At 66.5% G+C, this 17,701-nt stretch carries 18 protein-coding genes; 8 read left to right on the top strand and 10 right to left on the bottom strand.

Translation table 11 applies throughout. The features are described 5' to 3' along the window. Positions 1-4: 4 nt before the first annotated feature. From pilK to pilG, 5 genes are all read right to left on the bottom strand, one after another. Positions 5-880 carry a type 4 fimbrial methyltransferase PilK gene (pilK, locus tag HMPREF2716_RS03715; protein WP_003084594.1) on the bottom strand — a complete coding sequence of 292 codons (876 nt, stop codon included), beginning with the start codon at positions 878-880 and terminating at the stop codon, positions 5-7. 60 nt (positions 881-940) lie between these two features. Beyond that, positions 941-2,989: a chemotaxis chemoreceptor PilJ gene (gene pilJ / locus HMPREF2716_RS03710; protein WP_003084592.1), complete on the bottom strand. Its 2,049-nt coding sequence runs from the start codon at positions 2,987-2,989 to the stop codon at positions 941-943. A gap of 84 nt (positions 2,990-3,073) precedes the next feature. Then, on the bottom strand, positions 3,074-3,610 hold the full coding sequence (locus HMPREF2716_RS03705) for a chemotaxis protein CheW (RefSeq protein ID WP_003084590.1): 537 nt from the start codon (positions 3,608-3,610) through the stop codon (positions 3,074-3,076). A gap of 50 nt (positions 3,611-3,660) precedes the next feature. After that, positions 3,661-4,026, bottom strand: a complete 366-nt coding sequence (pilH, locus tag HMPREF2716_RS03700; RefSeq protein ID WP_003084587.1) for a twitching motility response regulator PilH — start codon at positions 4,024-4,026, stop codon at positions 3,661-3,663. Between the two features lie 46 nt (positions 4,027-4,072). After that, entirely contained in the window at positions 4,073-4,480 is a 408-nt protein-coding gene (gene pilG, locus HMPREF2716_RS03695; RefSeq protein ID WP_003084583.1) for a twitching motility response regulator PilG, read from the bottom strand. Positions 4,481-4,734: 254 nt separating this feature from the next. On the opposite strand from pilG, the gene gshB reads away from it, so the two are divergent. The 7 genes from gshB (at position 4,735) to HMPREF2716_RS03660 (ending at position 10,700) form a co-directional block, all read left to right on the top strand. After that, positions 4,735-5,688, top strand: coding sequence for a glutathione synthase (gene gshB, locus HMPREF2716_RS03690; protein WP_023518290.1), 954 nt, complete (start codon positions 4,735-4,737; stop codon positions 5,686-5,688). Positions 5,689-5,834: 146 nt separating this feature from the next. Further along, positions 5,835-6,728, top strand: coding sequence for an energy transducer TonB (locus HMPREF2716_RS03685; RefSeq protein ID WP_023518289.1), 894 nt, complete (start codon positions 5,835-5,837; stop codon positions 6,726-6,728). Between the two features lie 48 nt (positions 6,729-6,776). Next, positions 6,777-7,346, top strand: a complete 570-nt coding sequence (locus HMPREF2716_RS03680) for a YqgE/AlgH family protein (RefSeq protein WP_003100947.1) — start codon at positions 6,777-6,779, stop codon at positions 7,344-7,346. Then, positions 7,346-7,780, top strand: a complete 435-nt coding sequence (gene ruvX / locus HMPREF2716_RS03675; protein WP_003084575.1) for a Holliday junction resolvase RuvX — start codon at positions 7,346-7,348, stop codon at positions 7,778-7,780. The genes HMPREF2716_RS03680 and ruvX overlap by 1 nt, the downstream gene beginning before the upstream one ends. A 111-nt stretch (positions 7,781-7,891) precedes the next feature. After that, positions 7,892-8,404, top strand: a complete 513-nt coding sequence (pyrR, locus tag HMPREF2716_RS03670) for a bifunctional pyr operon transcriptional regulator/uracil phosphoribosyltransferase PyrR (RefSeq protein ID WP_003084574.1) — start codon at positions 7,892-7,894, stop codon at positions 8,402-8,404. 23 nt (positions 8,405-8,427) lie between these two features. Then, a complete protein-coding gene (locus HMPREF2716_RS03665; RefSeq protein ID WP_003084569.1) occupies positions 8,428-9,432 on the top strand; it encodes an aspartate carbamoyltransferase catalytic subunit in 1,005 nt (334 codons plus the stop codon). Further along, positions 9,429-10,700, top strand: a complete 1,272-nt coding sequence (locus tag HMPREF2716_RS03660; RefSeq protein ID WP_003128956.1) for a dihydroorotase — start codon at positions 9,429-9,431, stop codon at positions 10,698-10,700. Before HMPREF2716_RS03665 ends, HMPREF2716_RS03660 begins: the two co-directional genes overlap by 4 nt. Positions 10,701-10,926: 226 nt before the next feature. Here the strand turns inward: HMPREF2716_RS03660 and HMPREF2716_RS03655 are convergent, their stop codons facing one another. From HMPREF2716_RS03655 to HMPREF2716_RS03645, 3 genes are all read right to left on the bottom strand, one after another. Further along, positions 10,927-12,111 carry a cystathionine gamma-synthase gene (locus HMPREF2716_RS03655; protein WP_053870615.1) on the bottom strand — a complete coding sequence of 395 codons (1,185 nt, stop codon included), beginning with the start codon at positions 12,109-12,111 and terminating at the stop codon, positions 10,927-10,929. Next, positions 12,108-13,481, bottom strand: coding sequence for a pyridoxal-phosphate dependent enzyme (locus tag HMPREF2716_RS03650; RefSeq protein ID WP_003100955.1), 1,374 nt, complete (start codon positions 13,479-13,481; stop codon positions 12,108-12,110). Before HMPREF2716_RS03650 ends, HMPREF2716_RS03655 begins: the two co-directional genes overlap by 4 nt. A 242-nt stretch (positions 13,482-13,723) precedes the next feature. Beyond that, complete coding sequence (locus HMPREF2716_RS03645; RefSeq protein WP_003084560.1) at positions 13,724-14,128, bottom strand: NINE protein; 405 nt, start codon at positions 14,126-14,128, stop codon at positions 13,724-13,726. 153 nt (positions 14,129-14,281) lie between these two features. Here HMPREF2716_RS03645 and czcD point away from each other — a divergent pair, with 153 nt between their 5' ends. After that, positions 14,282-15,181, top strand: coding sequence for a CDF family zinc transporter CzcD (gene czcD, locus HMPREF2716_RS03640; protein WP_003100957.1), 900 nt, complete (start codon positions 14,282-14,284; stop codon positions 15,179-15,181). Between the two features lie 7 nt (positions 15,182-15,188). Here czcD and pilU read toward each other — a convergent pair whose 3' ends face one another. Together pilU and pilT are read right to left on the bottom strand one after the other, a co-directional pair. After that, positions 15,189-16,337: a type IV pilus ATPase PilU gene (gene pilU, locus HMPREF2716_RS03635; protein WP_003100959.1), complete on the bottom strand. Its 1,149-nt coding sequence runs from the start codon at positions 16,335-16,337 to the stop codon at positions 15,189-15,191. 177 nt (positions 16,338-16,514) lie between these two features. Continuing rightward, a complete protein-coding gene (gene pilT / locus HMPREF2716_RS03630; protein ID WP_003084552.1) occupies positions 16,515-17,549 on the bottom strand; it encodes a type IV pilus twitching motility protein PilT in 1,035 nt (344 codons plus the stop codon). Positions 17,550-17,701: the final 152 nt, after the last annotated feature.

Genomic DNA, 17,701 nt, shown 5'->3' with positions numbered 1-17,701 from the left:
CCATTCATGTGCCTGAGTACCCCTTACGGGTAAAGGCCAGGACCCGCTCGTCGGCGACCGGCTCGAGCTCCGGATGGCTCCAGTCGACCACTTCGCCGACCCCGATCACCAGCAAGCCTCCCGGCGCCAGCCGTTCGGCCAACCGGTTGAGGATCTCGCGCCGTCGCCAGCGACGGAAGTAGATCAGCAGGTTCTGACAAAAAATCACGTCCATGCCGGACCAGGGCGCCTTCGCCAGGTCCAGCACATTCAGCCGGGCGCAGCAGACGCGCTCGGTCAGTATCGTTTTCACGCTGAAGCTGCCGTCGGCCTGGCGTTCGCAATAGCGTTCGACCAGTCCGGCCTCCAGTTGCTCCAGCTTGCGGGCCGGATAGTTCGCCTGCCGCGCCCGCTGCAGGGCGTGAAGGCTGATATCCGTCCCGGTGACGCCGAAAAAATCTTCCCGTTCCTGCCCGCGCAACGCCTGCGCGGCGCACATCGCCAGCGAGTAGGGTTCCTCGCCGCTGGAGCAGCCGACGCTCCACAGGGCCCAGGGCCGCGGCATGCCTTCGCGGCGCAGGCGCTCGCCCAGGTAGCGCTCGAGCAGCTCGAAAGACGGGGGATGACGGAAAAAACGGGTTTCCTGGACGGTCAGGCGGTCCAGCAGGGTCGCCCACTCCACTGCGCCACGCGGACCGTCGGTCACCTGGCGGTAGTAGCTGTGGTAGTCGCCGATGCCCAGTTCACGCATGCGCGCGGTCAGGCTGGCCTGCAGGAACGTCCGGCGCTGCTCGTTGAGCACCACGCCGGTGCGGTTCTCCAACAGGACCTGCCAGTCGCGGAACTCCGCTGCCGACATATCGGCCAGCGGCTGCAGTGACCAGACGCCGTTCGCCTGCATGCCGTGCCCCTCGTCCAAGGTGTCGACGCGGCGCCCGCCAGGCGGCCGCCGCGCCTATGCTCAGGCCTGCTCCACGCCCTCCGGCAGTTTGAAGCCGGATACCGAGTTGCGCATCTCGCTCGCCATCTTCGCCAGGTTGCCGATGCTCCGCGCGGTGGCGGTGGTACCGGCGGAGGTCTGCGAGGTGATCTCCTGAATGACGTTCATGGTGTTGGAAATGTGGCCGGCCGACGATGCCTGCTGACGGGCGGCGTTGGAGATGTTCTGGATCAGTGCCGCGAGGGTCTTGGATACCTTCTCGATCTCCTCCAGGGCCACACCGGCGTCCTGGGCCAGGCGCGCGCCGCGGACCACCTCGGAGGTGGTCTGCTCCATCGAGATCACCGCTTCGTTGGTGTCGGTCTGGATGGTCTTCACCAGCGCCTCGATCTGCTTGGTCGCCGCCGAGGAACGTTCCGCCAGTCGCTGTACCTCGTCCGCTACCACGGCGAAGCCGCGGCCCGCGTCCCCGGCCATCGACGCCTGGATCGCGGCGTTCAGGGCGAGGATGTTGGTCTGGTCGGCGATGTCGTTGATCAGGCTGACGATGTCGCCGATCTCCTGGGACGATTCGCCGAGGCGCTTGATTCGCTTCGAGGTGTCCTGGATCTGCTCGCGGATGTTGTCCATGCCGGTGATGGTGTTGTGCACCACCTCGTTGCCCTTGTTGGCGATGGCTACCGAACGTTCCGCTACCGCCGAGGATTCCGAGGCGTTCGCCGATACCTGGTCGATCGACACCGCCATTTCGTTGATCGCCGCCGAGGCGCCGGCGATTTCCTGCGCCTGGTGCTCGGAGGCTTCGGCCAGGTGCATCGCGGTGGACTGGGTTTCCTGGGCCGCTGCGGCCACCTGCACGGCGGTCTGGTTGATGGTCTCCACCAGTTCGCGGAGCTGGTCGATGGAGTAATTGATCGAGTCGGCGATGGCGCCGGTGAAGTCCTCGGTCACGGTCGCGGCCACGGTCAGGTCGCCGTCCGCGAGGTCGGCGATCTCGTCGAGCAGACGCAGGATCGCGGCCTGGTTGCGGTCGTTCTTCTCGGCGGTCTCGGCCAGCCGGCGGTTGGTCTCGCGCACCATCACCAGGCCGATCAGGATGATCGAGGCCAGGGCCAGGGCGCCGAGGACGTAACCGGCGAACAGGTTGATGCTACGCCCGCCGGCCAGGTTCTCGAAGCCGTCGGCCAGTTGCGAGGCCTTGTCCAGCAGGGTCTGCGAAACGCTGAAGATGTTGTTCGCCGCTTCCCGGACCTGGAACAGGTCGGGCGAGGTCTCGAGGATCTCGTCCACCGAGCCGGAGACGAACTCGAAGAGTTCGGCGATCTCGTTCAGGCGATCCACCGCCTCGGCGTTGGTCACCTTGGAGATGCTCATCGCCGCGTTGCCTTCCTGCATGCCCTTCAGTACGCGGCCGAACAGGCTGGCGTCGCGGCCGAAGCTGTCGGCGGCCTGCACCGAGTTCTCGTCGCCGGCCAGCACCTTGTTCACCGAGCCGAGGATACGTTCGGCGAGCAGCGACTGGCGCTGGGCGACCGCGACCTGGTCGGCCGGGGCACCGTTCTCCAGCAGGATGTCGACCACCTCTTCGTATTCCACCTGCAGCTGCGGGATGGTTTCGGCGAGGGTCGAGGCCACCTGGTGCAGGGACAGTACAGTCTGTTCGCTGGCGAGGATGGAGTCGGCGTTCTTGCGCAGGCCATCCCAGTCCTGCTGCACCACGTCCATCTGCGGCTTCACCGCTTCGGGGCTGGGCGGCAGGGATGTGCTCTCGTCGCCATTGACCAGGATGTTCCAGCGTTTCTCGAAGTCGTTGCGCGCATCCTTCAGGAGCTTGAACGCCTCGCCCTTGCCCGCCGCCGCTTCGGTGGCGTTCTTCGCGATCCGCTGCGACAGGACGCGCAGTTCGCCGGCATGGCCGATGTACTGCTTGTCATGGTTCGACTGGGTGTTGAGGTAGGCAAAGTTGGCGAACAGCAACACGATCGAGACGATGAGGACGATGAACAGCCCCGCGATCACCGAGCTGCTGCGCATGCCCGCGAAAAGATTGCCTGCGTTGATTTTCTTCATATTTGGCCCCCGCCCGGACCGACCACGATTACGATTTCCATGTCACGACACGGGCCGGCAGACCGGCCCAACCGGTGAAGCTGTTTATACGGCGACGTCGAGGAAGCCCTGGTGTTGCGCCAGCGCATGCGGGCTGAACACCAGCCACGGCTGCTCTCGATGGAAGACGCCATGAATGAAGGGTTGCAGTGCCGCTTCTAGTGGCGGCAGCTGTTCGCTGAAGGTGTCCACCGGGAAGTGCTGCATGCCGAACACCTCATCGACGATGAGGCCGGCGAACACGTCCAGGTGCTCCACCACCAGCACCCGCCGCTGCTTGCGCAAGGGCGACAGTTCGGTGCCGAGGAAACCGCAGAGGTCCATGATCGGCAGCAGGCGGCCACGTACGTTGGCCACCCCCTTGACCCAGGTCTTCACGCCCGGCAGCTGGGTGTAGCGCGGTTCGTGCAGGACTTCGCCGACCTCCCCCATGGGGGCGACGAAGAACCGCCCGCCCATGCGGAAGCCGATCCCGCTCCAGCTCTGCACCGCCTCCTGCTGGGCCGGCAGGCCGGCGGCCAGGCGTCGGCAGCGCTGATCGATGTCGACGAGGAGCTGGAAGGGGGTCTGAACGTCCGACATGCGGGGCCTGGTCTTTCCGGGGTCAGGGTGAGCGATGCGCTGCGACGGGCTCAGCCCGCCAGCACCGCATTGATGGTTTTCAGCAGGGTCTCTTCGTCCACCGGCTTGGTCAGGTAGTCGCGAGCGCCCTGGCGCTTGCCCCAGACCTTGTCGGTCTCCTGGTCCTTGGTGGTGACGATGATCACCGGGATGGCGCTGGTCTCGGCGTCCTTGGTCAATTGACGGGTCGCCTGGAAGCCGTTGAGGCCGGGCATGACGATGTCCATCAGGACCACGTCGGGCTTTTCCTGGCGGGCCAGGGCGACGCCGTCGCCGCCGTTCTCGGCCTTGAGTACCTGGTGACCATGCTTTTCCAGCATGGCGGTCAGCTTGTACATCTCGGTCGGAGAGTCATCAACAATCAAAATACGAGCCATGGGATCCCCATCACGAAATAAGCATCAACGGCCATGCGGCCGGATATCAGGAAACGGCGTCCACCGGGGTGAAGCTGGGTACGTGTGCCTTGATCGCGCCCAGCAGCTCTTCCTTGCTGAACGGCTTGGTGAGGTACTGGTCGGAGCCGACGATGCGCCCCTTGGCCTTGTCGAACAGGCCGTCCTTGGAGGACAGCATGATCACCGGGGTGGACTTGAACGCGCTGTTGTTCTTGATCAGGGCGCAGGTCTGATAGCCATCCAGGCGCGGCATCATGATGTCGACGAAAATGATGTTCGGATGGGTATCGGCGATCTTCGCCAGGGCATCGAAGCCGTCGATTGCCGTGATCACGTCGCAACCGACCTTTTTCAGCAGTGTTTCGGCGGTGCGACGAATCGTTTTCGAATCGTCGATCACCATCACTTTCAAACCGTCGGATTGCTGTTCCATGTTCGCCCTATATCGACTCGGTGAATCATTCTTCTGTGTTTTCTTCAGTGCGCTAACGCCCTGTCACCGACGGGCTGCGACCCAATCGCGGGCCTTTTTAGCACACTCGACGCAACTCTATCCATAATGCCCGGAACAGGCCGGCTTTTTCCTTGACCAAGCGCAAACGGGGCGCCAACCTGAGCGTCAAACCCGCTTGCCACGCGGCCTCCCCGCCGCGACCGGACAACCCACCCCCTTTCGGAGGAATTCCCATGAGCGTACGCCTCGGGATCGTCATGGACCCCATCGCGCGCATCAACTTCAAGAAGGACAGCTCGCTCGCCATGCTGCTGGCTGCCCAGGCCCGCGGCTGGTCGCTGTTCTACATGGAACAGCAGGACCTCTACCAGAAGGCCGGCGTCGCGCGTGGACGCATGCGCCCGCTGAAGGTCTTCAACGATGCCTCCCGCTGGTTCGAACTGGAAGCGGAAAGCGACCAACCGCTGCACGAACTGGACGTGATCCTGATGCGCAAGGACCCGCCCTTCGATAACGAATTCGTCTATTCGACCTACCTGCTGGAACAGGCCGAGCGTGCCGGCGCCCTGGTGGTGAACCGGCCGCAGAGCCTGCGCGACTGCAACGAGAAGTTCTTCGCCACGCAGTTCACCCAGTGCACTCCGCCGACGATGGTCAGCCGGCGATCCGATATTCTGCGCGAGTTTGCCGCCGAGCATCGTGACATCATTCTCAAACCCCTGGACGGAATGGGCGGTTCGTCGATATTTCGTCACCGCGAAGGCGACCCGAACCTCTCGGTGATCCTTGAGACCCTCACCCAGCATGGCAGCCAGCAGATCATGGCACAGCGCTATCTGCCGGAAATCAAGGACGGCGACAAGCGCATCCTGATGATCGACGGCGAACCGGTGCCCTACTGCCTGGCGCGCATCCCCGCCCAGGGCGAGACCCGCGGCAACCTCGCCGCCGGCGGCCGCGGCGTGGCCCAGCCGCTGAGCGAGCGCGACCGCTGGATCGCCGCCGAGGTCGGCCCGCACCTGCGCGAGCGCGGCCTGCTGTTCGTCGGCCTCGACGTGATCGGCAATTATCTGACGGAAATCAACGTCACCAGCCCGACCTGCATCCGCGAGATCGACCAGGCCTTCGACACCCGCATCGGCGACAAGCTGATGGACGCCATCGCCGCCCAGCTGGCTGCCCGCTGAATCGCGCGGGCGGGCCTCGGCCCGCCCGCCTCGGCCCGGCCGATGCGCCACGGCGAGCGACCGCGTGTCCAAGGCGCGGAGTGCGTCATAGACTTTTCCGCCCCCCATCGGCAGACTTCGCCCCACGCCAGCCACCACGATCCGCAATGAACGCCGCCGTCCTCAAGTCCCCCTCCGCCGCTGCCGGCGTCCGCCCGGCGGACCGTTTGGGCTTCACCCTGTTCATCGCAGCCATCCTGCACGTCGCCCTCATCCTCGGGGTGGGCTTCTCCATGCCCGCGCCGAGCCAGATCAGCAAGACCCTGGAAATCACCCTGGCCACCTTCAAGAGCGACAAGGCGCCGGAGAAGGCCGACTACCTCGCGCAGATGAACCAGCAGGGCAGCGGTACCCTGGAGCACAAGGCCGCGCCGAAGACCACCGAGGTCGCGCCATTCCAGGACAACCAGGTGAAGAAAGTCGCGCCGCCGGCAACGCCGAAGCAGGCCAGGAGCGAAGAGGCGCCCAAGGCCGCGGTGACCACCACCCGCCAGCGCCAGCAGAAGGCACCGAGCAAGACCGAGGCACAGAAGGCCGAGCAGGTCGCCAAGCCGGCGCCGCATTTCGACTCAACCCAGCTGTCGGCGGAAATCGCCAGCCTCGAGGCCGACCTGGCCAAGGAGCAGCAGGCCTACGCCAAGCGCCCGCGCATCCACCGCCTGAGCGCCGCCTCGACCATGCGCGACAAGGGCGCCTGGTACAAGGAAGACTGGCGCAAGAAGATCGAACGCATCGGCAACCTCAACTACCCCGACGAGGCCCGCCGGCAGAAGCTCTACGGCAGCCTGCGGCTGCTGGTGTCGATCAACCGCGACGGCACCATCTACGAGGTGCAGGTGCTGGAGTCTTCCGGCGAGCCGATCCTCGACCAGGCCGCCCAGCGTATCGTCCGCCTGGCAGCGCCCTATGCGCCGTTCAGCGGCGACCTGGCCGACATCGACCGGCTGGAGATCATCCGTACCTGGCGCTTCGAACGCGGCGACCGGCTGTCCAGCAAGTAGCGCCGGCAAGGCTGGCTTTCTCGCGTCCGAAGCAGGACACTAGCGGCCATGAAACAGAGCAGCCCAACCTACCTCAAGCATCATTTCCTGATCGCCATGCCGCACATGGCCGACCCCAATTTCGCCCAGACCGTGACCTACCTGGTCGAACACAACGAGCAGGGCGCCATGGGCCTGGTGATCAACCGTCCCAGCGGCCTCAACCTGGCGGAAGTCCTCGAACAGCTCAAGCCGGACGCCCTGCCGCCGGCGCGCTGCCAGCACATCGACATCTACAACGGCGGCCCGGTGCAGACCGACCGTGGCTTCGTCCTCCACCCCAGCGGCCTGAGCTACCAGTCGACCCTGGAACTGGGCGAGCTGGCGATGTCCACCTCGCAGGACGTGCTGTTCGCCATCGCCGCCGGCACCGGCCCGGAAAAGAGCCTGATCAGCCTTGGCTATGCCGGCTGGGAAGCCGGCCAGCTGGAGGCCGAACTGAGCGACAACGCCTGGCTGACCTGCCCGGCGGACCCGGCGATCCTCTTCGACCTGCCGCCCGAGGAGCGCCTCAGCGCCGCCGCCGCGCGCCTGGGCGTCAACCTCAGCCTGCTCACCGCCCAGGCCGGTCACGCCTGATGGCCAGCGACAAGCCGCTGCGCCTGCTGCTGGGCTTCGACTACGGCACCCGGCAGATCGGCGTCGCCGTCGGCCAGGCGGTGACCGGCCAGGCCCGCGAGCTGTGCGTATTGAAGGCGCAGAACGGCGTGCCGGACTGGAACCGGGTGGAAGCGCTGATCAAGGAATGGCAGCCGGACGCCATCGTCGTCGGCCTGCCGCTGAACATGGACGGCAGCCCAAGCGAGATGAGCGAGCGCGCGGAAAAGTTCGGCCGCCGCCTCAACGGCCGTTTCAACCTGCCGGTCTTTACCCACGACGAACGCCTCACGACCTACGCCGCCAAGGGCGAGCGCCTGGCCCAGGGCCAGCGCGACGGCTACCGCGAGCGACCGGTGGACGCCCTGGCCGCCGCCCTGCTGCTGGAAGGCTGGCTGGCCGAACACCCGGATTGACCCATGGCAGCCGGCACGCCGCCGTTTGCCATTATGCTTTCGCCACCGCGGGCGCCTCCCTACAGCGGGCTCTCCCGGCGGCCATCCCATCGATGTCAGCGAGGAGCCACCATGAGCCTACCCAATCCCGCCGAACTCCTGCCGCGCATGGCCAGCGACCTGCGCGCCCATCTCGCCGAGCGCGGCATCGAGCGGCCGCGCTTCGTCGGCATCCATACCGGCGGCATCTGGGTCGCCGAGGCGCTGCTGAGGGAACTGGGCAACCAAGAGCCGCTGGGCACCCTCGACGTCTCCTTCTACCGCGACGACTTCACCCAGAACGGCCTGCATCCGCAGGTCCGCCCGTCGGCGCTGCCGTTCGAGATCGACGGCCAGCACCTGGTCCTGGTGGACGACGTGCTGATGAGCGGCCGCACCATCCGCGCCGCGCTCAACGAACTGTTCGACTACGGCCGTCCGGCCAGCGTGACCCTGGTCTGCCTGCTCGACCTGAACGCCCGGGAGTTGCCTATCCGCCCCGACGTGGTCGGCCAGACCCTGTCCCTGGGTCGCGATGAACGGGTAAAATTGGTCGGTCCCGCACCGCTCGCCCTCGAGCGCAAGGTCCTTTCCTCCGCTTCCTGATCCTCTTCACTAGGGCCTGCCCCATGCCGACAGACGCCAAGCGCCCGCTGCAGCTCAACGACCAGGGCCAGCTGCGCCACTTCATCTCGCTCGACGGATTGCCCCGCGAGCTGCTCACCGAAATCCTCGATACCGCCGACTCCTTCCTGGAAGTCGGCGCCCGCGCGGTGAAAAAGGTCCCGCTGCTGCGCGGCAAGACCGTCTGCAACGTGTTCTTCGAGAACTCCACGCGCACCCGCACCACCTTCGAGCTGGCCGCCCAGCGGCTGTCGGCCGACGTGATCAGCCTGAACGTATCCACCTCTTCCACCAGCAAGGGCGAGACGCTCACCGACACCCTGCGCAACCTGGAGGCGATGGCCGCCGACATGTTCGTGGTGCGCCACAGCGACTCGGGCGCGGCGCACTTCATCGCCGAGCACGTCAGCCCCAACGTGGCGGTGATCAACGGCGGCGACGGCCGCCACGCGCACCCCACCCAGGGGATGCTCGACATGCTGACCATCCGCCGGCACAAAGGGAACTTCGAGCAGCTATCGGTGGCGATCGTCGGCGATATCCTGCATTCGCGAGTAGCCCGTTCGAACATGCTGGCGCTCAAGACCCTGGGTTGCCCGGACATCCGCGTGATCGCCCCGCGCACCCTGTTGCCGATCGGACTGGAAGAGCAGTACGGCGTGCGCGTGTTCACCAACGCCGACGAAGGCCTGAAGGACGTCGACGTGGTGATCATGCTGCGCCTGCAACGCGAGCGCATGCAGGGTGGCCTGCTACCCAGCGAGGGCGAGTTCTTCAAGCTCTACGGCCTGACCGAGAAGCGCCTGAAGCTGGCCAAGCCGGATGCCATCGTCATGCACCCTGGCCCGATCAACCGTGGCGTGGAGATCGAGTCGGCGGTGGCCGACGGTGCCCAGTCGGTGATCCTCAACCAGGTCACCTACGGCATCGCCATCCGCATGGCGGTGCTGTCCATGGCCATGAGCGGCCAGAACACCCAACGCCAGCTGGAACAGGAGGACGCCGAATGACCATCAGTATCCGAGGCGCCCGTGTCATCGACCCGGCCAGTGGCCTGGACCAGGTCGGCGACCTCCACATCGAGGCTGGCAAGATCGTCGCCATCGGCGCCGCGCCGGCCGGCTTCAGCGCCCAGAAGACCCTCGACGGCGCCGGCCTGGTGGCCGCGCCGGGACTGGTCGACCTCAGCGTCGCCCTGCGCGAGCCGGGCTATGGACGCAAGGGCAACGTCGAAAGCGAGACCCGCGCCGCCGCGGCCGGCGGCACCACCAGCCTGTGCTGCCCGCCCTACACCCGGCCGGTGCTGGACACCCCGGCGGTGGCCGAGCTGATCCTCGACCGCGCCCGCGAGGCCGGCAACGCCAAGGTCTACCCCATCGGCGCGCTGACCCGCGGCTTCGGCGGCGAGCAACTGTCGGAACTGGTGGCCCTGCGCGACACCGGTTGCGTGGCCTTCACCAATGGCCTGCATGGCTTCGCCAGCAACCGCATCCTGCGGCGCGCCCTGGAGTACGCGGCGACCTTCGACCTGACGGTGATCTTCACCTCGCAGGACACCGATCTCGCCGAAGGCGGCCTCGCCCACGAAGGCCCGACCGCCAGCTTCCTCGGCCTCGCGGGGATCCCGGAGACCGCCGAGACCGTGGCCCTGGCCCGCAACCTGCTGCTGGTGGAACAGAGCGGCGTGCGCGCGCACTTCAGCCAGTTGACCAGCGCCCGCGGCATCGAACTCGTCGCCCAGGCCCAGGCCCGTGGCCTGCCGGTGACCTGCGACGTGGCGCTGTACCAGTTGATCCTCACCGACGAAGCGCTGGTGGGCTTCTCCAGCCTCTACCACGTGCAACCGCCGCTGCGCACCAGGGCCGACCGCGAAGCCCTGCGCGAGGCGGTGAAGAACGGCGTGGTACAAGCCATCGCCAGCCACCACCAACCCCACGAGGCGGACGCCAAGAACGCGCCGTTCGCCGCCACCGAGCCGGGCATCAGCGGCGCCGAGCTGCTGCTGCCGCTGGCGATGACGCTGGTGCAGGACGGCCTGCTCGACCTGCCGACCCTGCTCGCCCGCCTCTCCCACGGCCCGGCCCAGGCACTACGCCTGCCTGCCGGGCGCCTGGCGGTCGGCCAGGCCGCCGACCTGGTGCTGTTCGACCCGCAGGGTTCGACCCTGGCCGGTGAGAGCTGGTACTCGAAGGGGCAGAACAGCCCGTTCGTCGGTCACTGCCTGCCGGGACGAGTGCGCTACACCCTGGTGGACGGACACCTGACCCACGAGGGCTGATCCCTGCCACCACGAAAAAGCCCGCCATCCGGCGGGCTTTTTCATCTTCGCGTTCGCGATTCCGGGGGCGTATCCGTTGCCGGGGTGGGCGCCCTATCCCAGCCTCTGCCACCAACCCGCCTCAACGGCAGGGCGAATAACGCGGAGCGTTATCCACCGAGGCATGCTCGCCGGGAACACCCGATGGCCGGCAGCCGCGCCGGTCGGCGCCGCTCCCTGCGGAGCCTCAGATCTTCGCCAGCGCCTGCGCCAGGTCGGCCTGCAGGTCCTCCAGCGCCTCGACACCCACCGACAGGCGGATCAGCGAGTCACCGATGCCCAGGTCGGCGCGGGTTTCCGCCGGGATGCTGGCGTGGGTCATGATCGCCGGATGCTCGATCAGGCTTTCCACCCCGCCCAGGCTCTCCGCCAGGGAGAAGATCCGCACGTTCTCCAGGAAGCGCCGGGCGCCGGCCAGGTCGCAACGCAGGTCGAGGGAGATCATCCCGCCGAAGCCACGCATCTGCCGTTTCGCCAGCTCATGCTGCGGGTGCGAAGCCAGGCCGGGGTAGTAGACCCGCGCCACTTGCGGCTGGCGCTCCAGCCACTGGGCCAGGGCCAGGGCGTTACTGCAATGGCGCTCCATGCGCAGCGCCAGGGTCTTCACCCCGCGCAGGGTGAGGAAGGCGTCGAACGGCCCGGAGATGGCGCCCACCGAGTTCTGCAGGAAGCCCAGGCGCTCGCGCAGGTCCGGGTTGTCGCCGACGATGGCGATGCCGCCGATCACGTCGGAATGGCCGTTCAGGTACTTGGTGGTGGAGTGCACCACCACGTCGAAGCCCAGCTCCAGGGGGCGCTGGATGTAGGGGCTGGCGAAGGTGTTGTCGGCCACGCTGATGATGCCGCGGGCGCGGCAGAGCTGGGCGATGGCGCGCAGGTCGGTGAGGCGCAGCAGCGGGTTGCTCGGGGTTTCCACCCAGACCATGCGGGTTTCCGGGGTCAGCGCGGCCTCGAAGGCCTGCAGGTCGGTCGGGTCGACGAAGCTGAAGCGATGCCCGGCGCTGCGCCGGCGGACCCGCTCGAACAGGCGGAAGGTACCGCCGTAGAGGTCATTGCCGGAAACGATGTGGGAACCGGCGTCGAGCAGCTCCAGCACCGAGGAGATCGCCGCCAGGCCGGAGGCGAAGGCGAAGGCCTGGGTGCCGCCCTCGAGGTCGGCCACGCAGCGCTCCAGGGCCCAGCGGGTCGGGTTGTGCGAGCGGCCGTAGTCGAACCCCTTGTGTACCCCGGGGCTTTCCTGGATATAGGTGGAGTTGGCGTAGATCGGCGGCATGATCGCGCCGGTCGAGGGATCGGGGGCCTGCCCGGCGTGGATGACCCGGGTCGCAAAGGCCTGGGCCGGGGCGTCGGGATGCTGGTCGTGCTGGCTCATGCGAGCTTTCTCCGCAAATGGTTCAACAGGTCGAAACGGGTGATCAGGCCGTGGAAGCCGCTGGCATCGGCAACGATCGCCACCAGGCCGCGGTCCAGGACCGCCTGCAACTGGGCCAGGCTGGCGCCGGGCGCGAGGGTCTCCGGCGCGGCGTTCATCGCGCTGCTCACCGCATCGCGGAAGCGTGGCGCGTCGGCGTGGACACCGAGCAGGATATCCGACTCGTCGATCACACCGACCAGTTTTCCATCGTCCAGCACCGGCAATTGCGAAACGTCGGCCAGGCGCATGCGCTGGAAGGCGGTGAGCAGGGTGTCGTCCGGACCGACGCTGATCACCCGGCCCTCCTCGAAGCGCCGCGCGATGATGTCGCGCAGGTCGCCGTAGTGCTTGCGTTGCAGCAGGCCCTGGTCGGTCATCCACTGGTCGTTGTAGATCTTCGACAGGTAGCGGGTGCCGGTGTCGCAGACGAAGCTGACCACCCGCTTCGGCTCCTTCTGCTCGCGACAGAAGCGCAGCGCCGCGGCCAGCAGGGTGCCGGTGGAGGAGCCGCCGGGAATGCCCTCGACGCGCAACAGTTCGCGGGCCATGGCGAAGCTTTCCTCGTCGCTGATGGAATAGGCATGGCGCACGCTGGAGAGGTCGGCGATGGCCGGTACGAAGTCCTCGCCGATGCCCTCCACCGCCCAGGAACCCGGCGTACCCAGGGTGCCGGAGCGGGAGTACTCGGCCATGATCGAGCCCTCGGGATCGGCGAGCACCATCTCCAGCTCCGGCTGGACCTTCTGGAAGAACCGGGTAAGGCCGGTCAGGGTACCGGAGGAGCCGACGCCGACGACGATGGCGTCGAGATCGTGGCCGGTCTGCGCCCAGAGCTCCGGGCCGGTGCCGCACTCGTGGGCCAGCGGGTTGGCCGGGTTGTTGAACTGGTCGGCGAAGAAGGCGCCGGGAATGTCCTGCGCCAGGCGCGCGGCAACGTCCTGGTAGTACTCCGGATGGCCCTTGCCGACGTCCGAGCGGGTGATGTGCACCTCGGCGCCCATGGCGCGCAGGTGCAGGACCTTCTCGGTGGACATCTTGTCCGGCACCACCAGCACCACCCGGTAGCCCTTGGCGCGGCCGACCAGGGCCAGGCCAAGACCGGTGTTGCCGGCGGTGGCCTCGACGATGGTGCCACCGGGCCGCAGGCGGCCGTCACGCTCGGCGGCCTCGATCATGGCGACACCGATGCGATCCTTGATGGAGCCGCCGGGGTTCTGCGATTCGAGCTTGAGGTACAGGGTGCAGGGGCCGGTATCGAAGCGCGTCACGCGAACCAGCGGGGTGTTGCCGATCAGGTCGAGCACGGCGGGACGTGAGTCGGAAGTCATCTTTTCTCCTTTCGGTGTTTCCGCACGGAGCGATACGGTGCGCGGCCTCGTGAGCCATTGCACCTATCCGTTCTGGGGCTTGCAGACCATAGGGGCTGGCGCGCGCGGGCGCCAATAACCTACAGGTAGAACGTTAGAACCTTTGGTTCCTTAAGTCCCGCCGGAGGAATTCCCTGCCGACCGTGGCGCCACCCATGAAAAAGCCCGCCGGATGGCGGGCTTCTCGCACCTGGCGACGAGCCTCAGATGCGCTGCGGCCCGTTGCGCTCGGACACCTGTCCGTTGAGGGTCCAGAAGTCGTAGAGCACGCCGAGGAAGAACAGGCCGCCGGTGAACAGGTAGATGATCCCGGTGATCCACTTGCCCATGTACATCCTGTGCACGCCGAGCACGCCGAGGAAGGTCAGCAGGATCCAGGCCACGTTGTAGTCCAGGTTGCCGCCCTGGAAGCGCCGGTCGGCCTCGCGGTCCATCGACGGGATGAGGAACAGGTCGATGATCCAGCCGATGAAGAACAGGCCGAAGGTGAAGAACCAGATCGTCCCGGTGATCGGCTTGCCGTAATAGAAGCGGTGCGAACCGGTGAAACCGAAGATCCACAGCAGGTAGCCGATGGCCTTGCTATGGGTGTCGTGCTGTTGAGTCATGCGTCCCCCTCGTTCCGTGCGCGGCTGCGGCCGCGCCTGAGCCGCAGGTTAGCGGAGCGGCGGACGCCGCGCCAGAGCGGTCCGGCGCATGACAGTTTTGCAATTGCCTATCCTGTAGGCTGGTGCTGCCGCCACCGCCCCACAGGAGCCGCCATGAGCGCCGGACACGAGCACAGCTTCGCCCAGACCAACTCGACCCGCCTGAAATGGGCGTTGCTGCTGACCGGAAGCTTCCTCGTCGCCGAGGTCGTCGGCGGCATCCTCACCGGCAGCCTGGCGCTGATCTCCGATGCCGCGCACATGCTCACCGACGCCGTGGCCCTGGCCATCGCCCTGGCCGCGATCAACATCGCCAGGCGCCCGACCAACGATCGCCTGACCTACGGCTACCACCGCTTCGAGATCCTCGCCGCGGCGTTCAACGCCTTCCTCCTGTTCGGCGTGGCCTTCTATATCCTCTACGCGGCCTACGAGCGGCTCAACCAGCCGGCGGAGATCCAGTCCGTGGGCATGCTGGTGATCGCCGTGCTCGGCCTGCTGGTGAACCTGGCCAGCATGCGCCTGCTGGCGCCGGCCCAGGGCAACAGCCTGAACGTCAAGGGCGCCTACCTGGAGGTCTGGAGCGACATGCTCGGCTCGCTGGGGGTGATCGTCGCCGCGATCGTGATCCGTTTCACCGGCTGGGCCTGGGTCGACTCGCTGGTGGCGGTGCTGATCGGTTTCTGGGTCCTGCCGCGCACCTGGATCCTGCTGCGCGAGAGCCTGCATGTGTTGCTCGAAGGGGTGCCGAAGGAAATCCAGTTGGCCGAGCTGCGCGAAGCGCTGCTGGGGATTCCCGGCGTGACCGGGCTGCACGACCTGCATGTGTGGTCGATCACCAGCGGCAAGATCAGCCTGACCAGCCATCTGGTGTACGACCCGGCCCTGGTCGATGCCGAGGCGCTGCTGGGAACGGTGAAGGCGCTGCTGCACGACCGCTACGAGATCGAACACAGCACCCTGCAACTGGAAACCTCGGCCTGCGCCCAGGCCGAGGAGCCGCTGGCCTACTGAAGACGGTTCAGCGGAAGCGCCGGCCGGCAGGGTCGTCGTCGGTGATTTCCAGGCTCAGGCCCTGGGTCAGGCTCGACAGGTGGTCGGCGTCGCTTTCCGAACCGAGCTTGATCATCAGGCGCAGGTCGTTGGCCGAGTCGGCGTGGGCCAGGGCGTCCTCGTAGGTGATCTCGCCCTGGGTGTAGAGCTGGTACAGCGCCTGGTCGAAGGTCTGCATGCCCTGCTCGGTGGAGCGCTTCATCAGCGGCTTCAGCTCGTGCACCTCGCCCTTGCGGATCAGGTCGGCGGCCAGCGGGGTGTTCAGCAGCACCTCGATCACCGCCCGCCGCCCCTTGCCGTCGGGGGTCGGCACCAGTTGCTGGGCGACGATGGCCTTGAGGTTCAGCGACAGGTCCATCCACACCTGGCCATGACGGTCGGCCGGGAAGAAGTGGATGATCCGCTCCAGCGCCTGGTTGGCGTTGTTCGCGTGCAGGGTCGCCAGGCACAGGTGGCCGGTCTCGGCGAAGGCCACGGCGTGGTCCATGGTCTCCCGCGAGCGCACCTCGCCGATCATGATCACGTCCGGCGCCTGGCGCAGGGTGTTCTTCAGCGCCACCTCGAAGGAGTCGGTGTCCAGCCCCACCTCGCGCTGGGTGACGATGCAGCCCTGGTGCTGGTGGATGTACTCGATCGGGTCCTCGATGGAGATGATGTGCCCGGTGGAGTTCTTGTTGCGGTAGCCGATCATCGCCGCCAGCGAGGTGGACTTGCCGGTGCCGGTGGCGCCGACGAAGATCACCAGGCCGCGCTTGGTCAGCGCCAGCTTCTTGAGGATTTCCGGGAGCTTCAGCTCTTCCAGGGTCGGGATGTTGGTCTCGATCCGGCGCAATACCATGCCCACCAGGTTGCGCTGGTAGAAGGCACTGACCCGGAAGCGGCCGATGCCGCGGGCGCTGATGGCGAAGTTGCACTCATGGTTCTCGGCGAAATCGCGGCGCTGCTGCTCGTTCATCACGCCTAGCACGGTCTCGCGGGTCTGCTCCGGCGACAGCGGCGTCTTGGTCACCGGCATCACCCGGCCGTTGACCTTCATCGACGGCGGTACGCCGGCGGTGATGAACAGGTCGGAGCCGCCCTTTTCCACCATCAGGCGCAGCAGCTTTTCGAATTCCATGATGTTCTCGCTCACTCAGGGGCGCGCCGCGACGGCGAGCCGGATGCGGACGAGCGGGCGCTGGACGCGCTCGCCGGCAAGGATAGGTAGGAATGCGCCTACGGTACCGCTCTCCCGTTCTTGAATCCTAGACGCAGTTCCGGGATTCGGGCGAAGCGCGGCGGATCGGCGCCAGGATCAGAAGTTTTCCGGGATCTTCGCCTTCTCGCGGGCGTTCTCGCGGCTGATCAGGCCCTTGGCGACCAGGCCCTTGAGGCACATGTCGAGGGTCTGCATGCCCAGCGAGCCGCCGGTCTGGATCGCCGAATACATCTGCGCGACCTTGTCCTCGCGGATCAGGTTGCGGATCGCCGGGGTGCCGATCATGATCTCGTGGGCCGCCACCCGGCCGCCGCCGATCTTCTTGATCAGGGTCTGCGAGATCACCGATTGCAGCGACTCGGAGAGCATCGAGCGAACCATGGCCTTTTCCTCGGCCGGGAACACGTCGACCACCCGGTCGATGGTCTTCGCCGCCGAGGTGGTGTGCAGGGTGCCGAATACCAGGTGGCCGGTCTCCGCCGCGGTCAGGGCCAGGCGGATGGTTTCCAGGTCGCGCATCTCGCCGACCAGGATGATGTCCGGGTCCTCCCGCAGCGCCGAGCGCAGCGCTTCGCTGAAGCCGAGGGTGTCGCGATGCACCTCGCGCTGGTTGACCAGGCACTTCTTCGATTCGTGGACGAATTCGATCGGGTCCTCGATGGTGAGGATGTGGTGGTACTTGGTGTTGTTCAGGTAGTCGAGCATCGCCGCCAGGGTGGTGGACTTGCCCGAACCGGTCGGCCCGGTGACCAGTACCAACCCGCGCGGGACGTCTGAAACACGTTTGAACACTTCTCCCATGCCAAGCTCCTCCATGGTCAGTACCTTGGAGGGAATGGTCCGGAATACCGCGCCGGCGCCACGGTTCTGGTTGAAGGCGTTGACCCGGAAACGCGCGACGCCCGGCACCTCGAAGGAGAAGTCGGTCTCGAGGAATTCCTCGAAGTCCTTGCGCTGCTTGTCGTTCATGATGTCGTAGATCAGCGCATGCACCTGCTTGTGTTCCAGCGGTGGCAGGTTGATCCGGCGTACATCGCCATCCACCCGGATCATGGGTGGCAGGCCGGCGGAGAGGTGCAGGTCCGAAGCGCCCTGTTTGGCACTGAAGGCGAGCAGCTCGGTAATATCCATGGGACTCCCCAATTACAAGCAAGCAGGTAGAATGCCGCCAAAGCCGCCGTCTCGGACAAGGAAAACACCGGATGAGCCAGGGTGCTTCCAGGACACGCGTGGTGTCCTGCGCCAGACGCGGAACCTCGACACTGGAACAGGAAGATGGCCAT

The sequence above is a fragment of the Pseudomonas sp. HMSC076A11 genome (genome assembly GCF_001810205.1).
GTDB classification, from domain to species: domain Bacteria; phylum Pseudomonadota; class Gammaproteobacteria; order Pseudomonadales; family Pseudomonadaceae; genus Pseudomonas; species Pseudomonas aeruginosa.
Note: the sequence above shows the minus strand (reverse complement) of the source record. Positions and strands in the feature narration are given on the sequence as shown.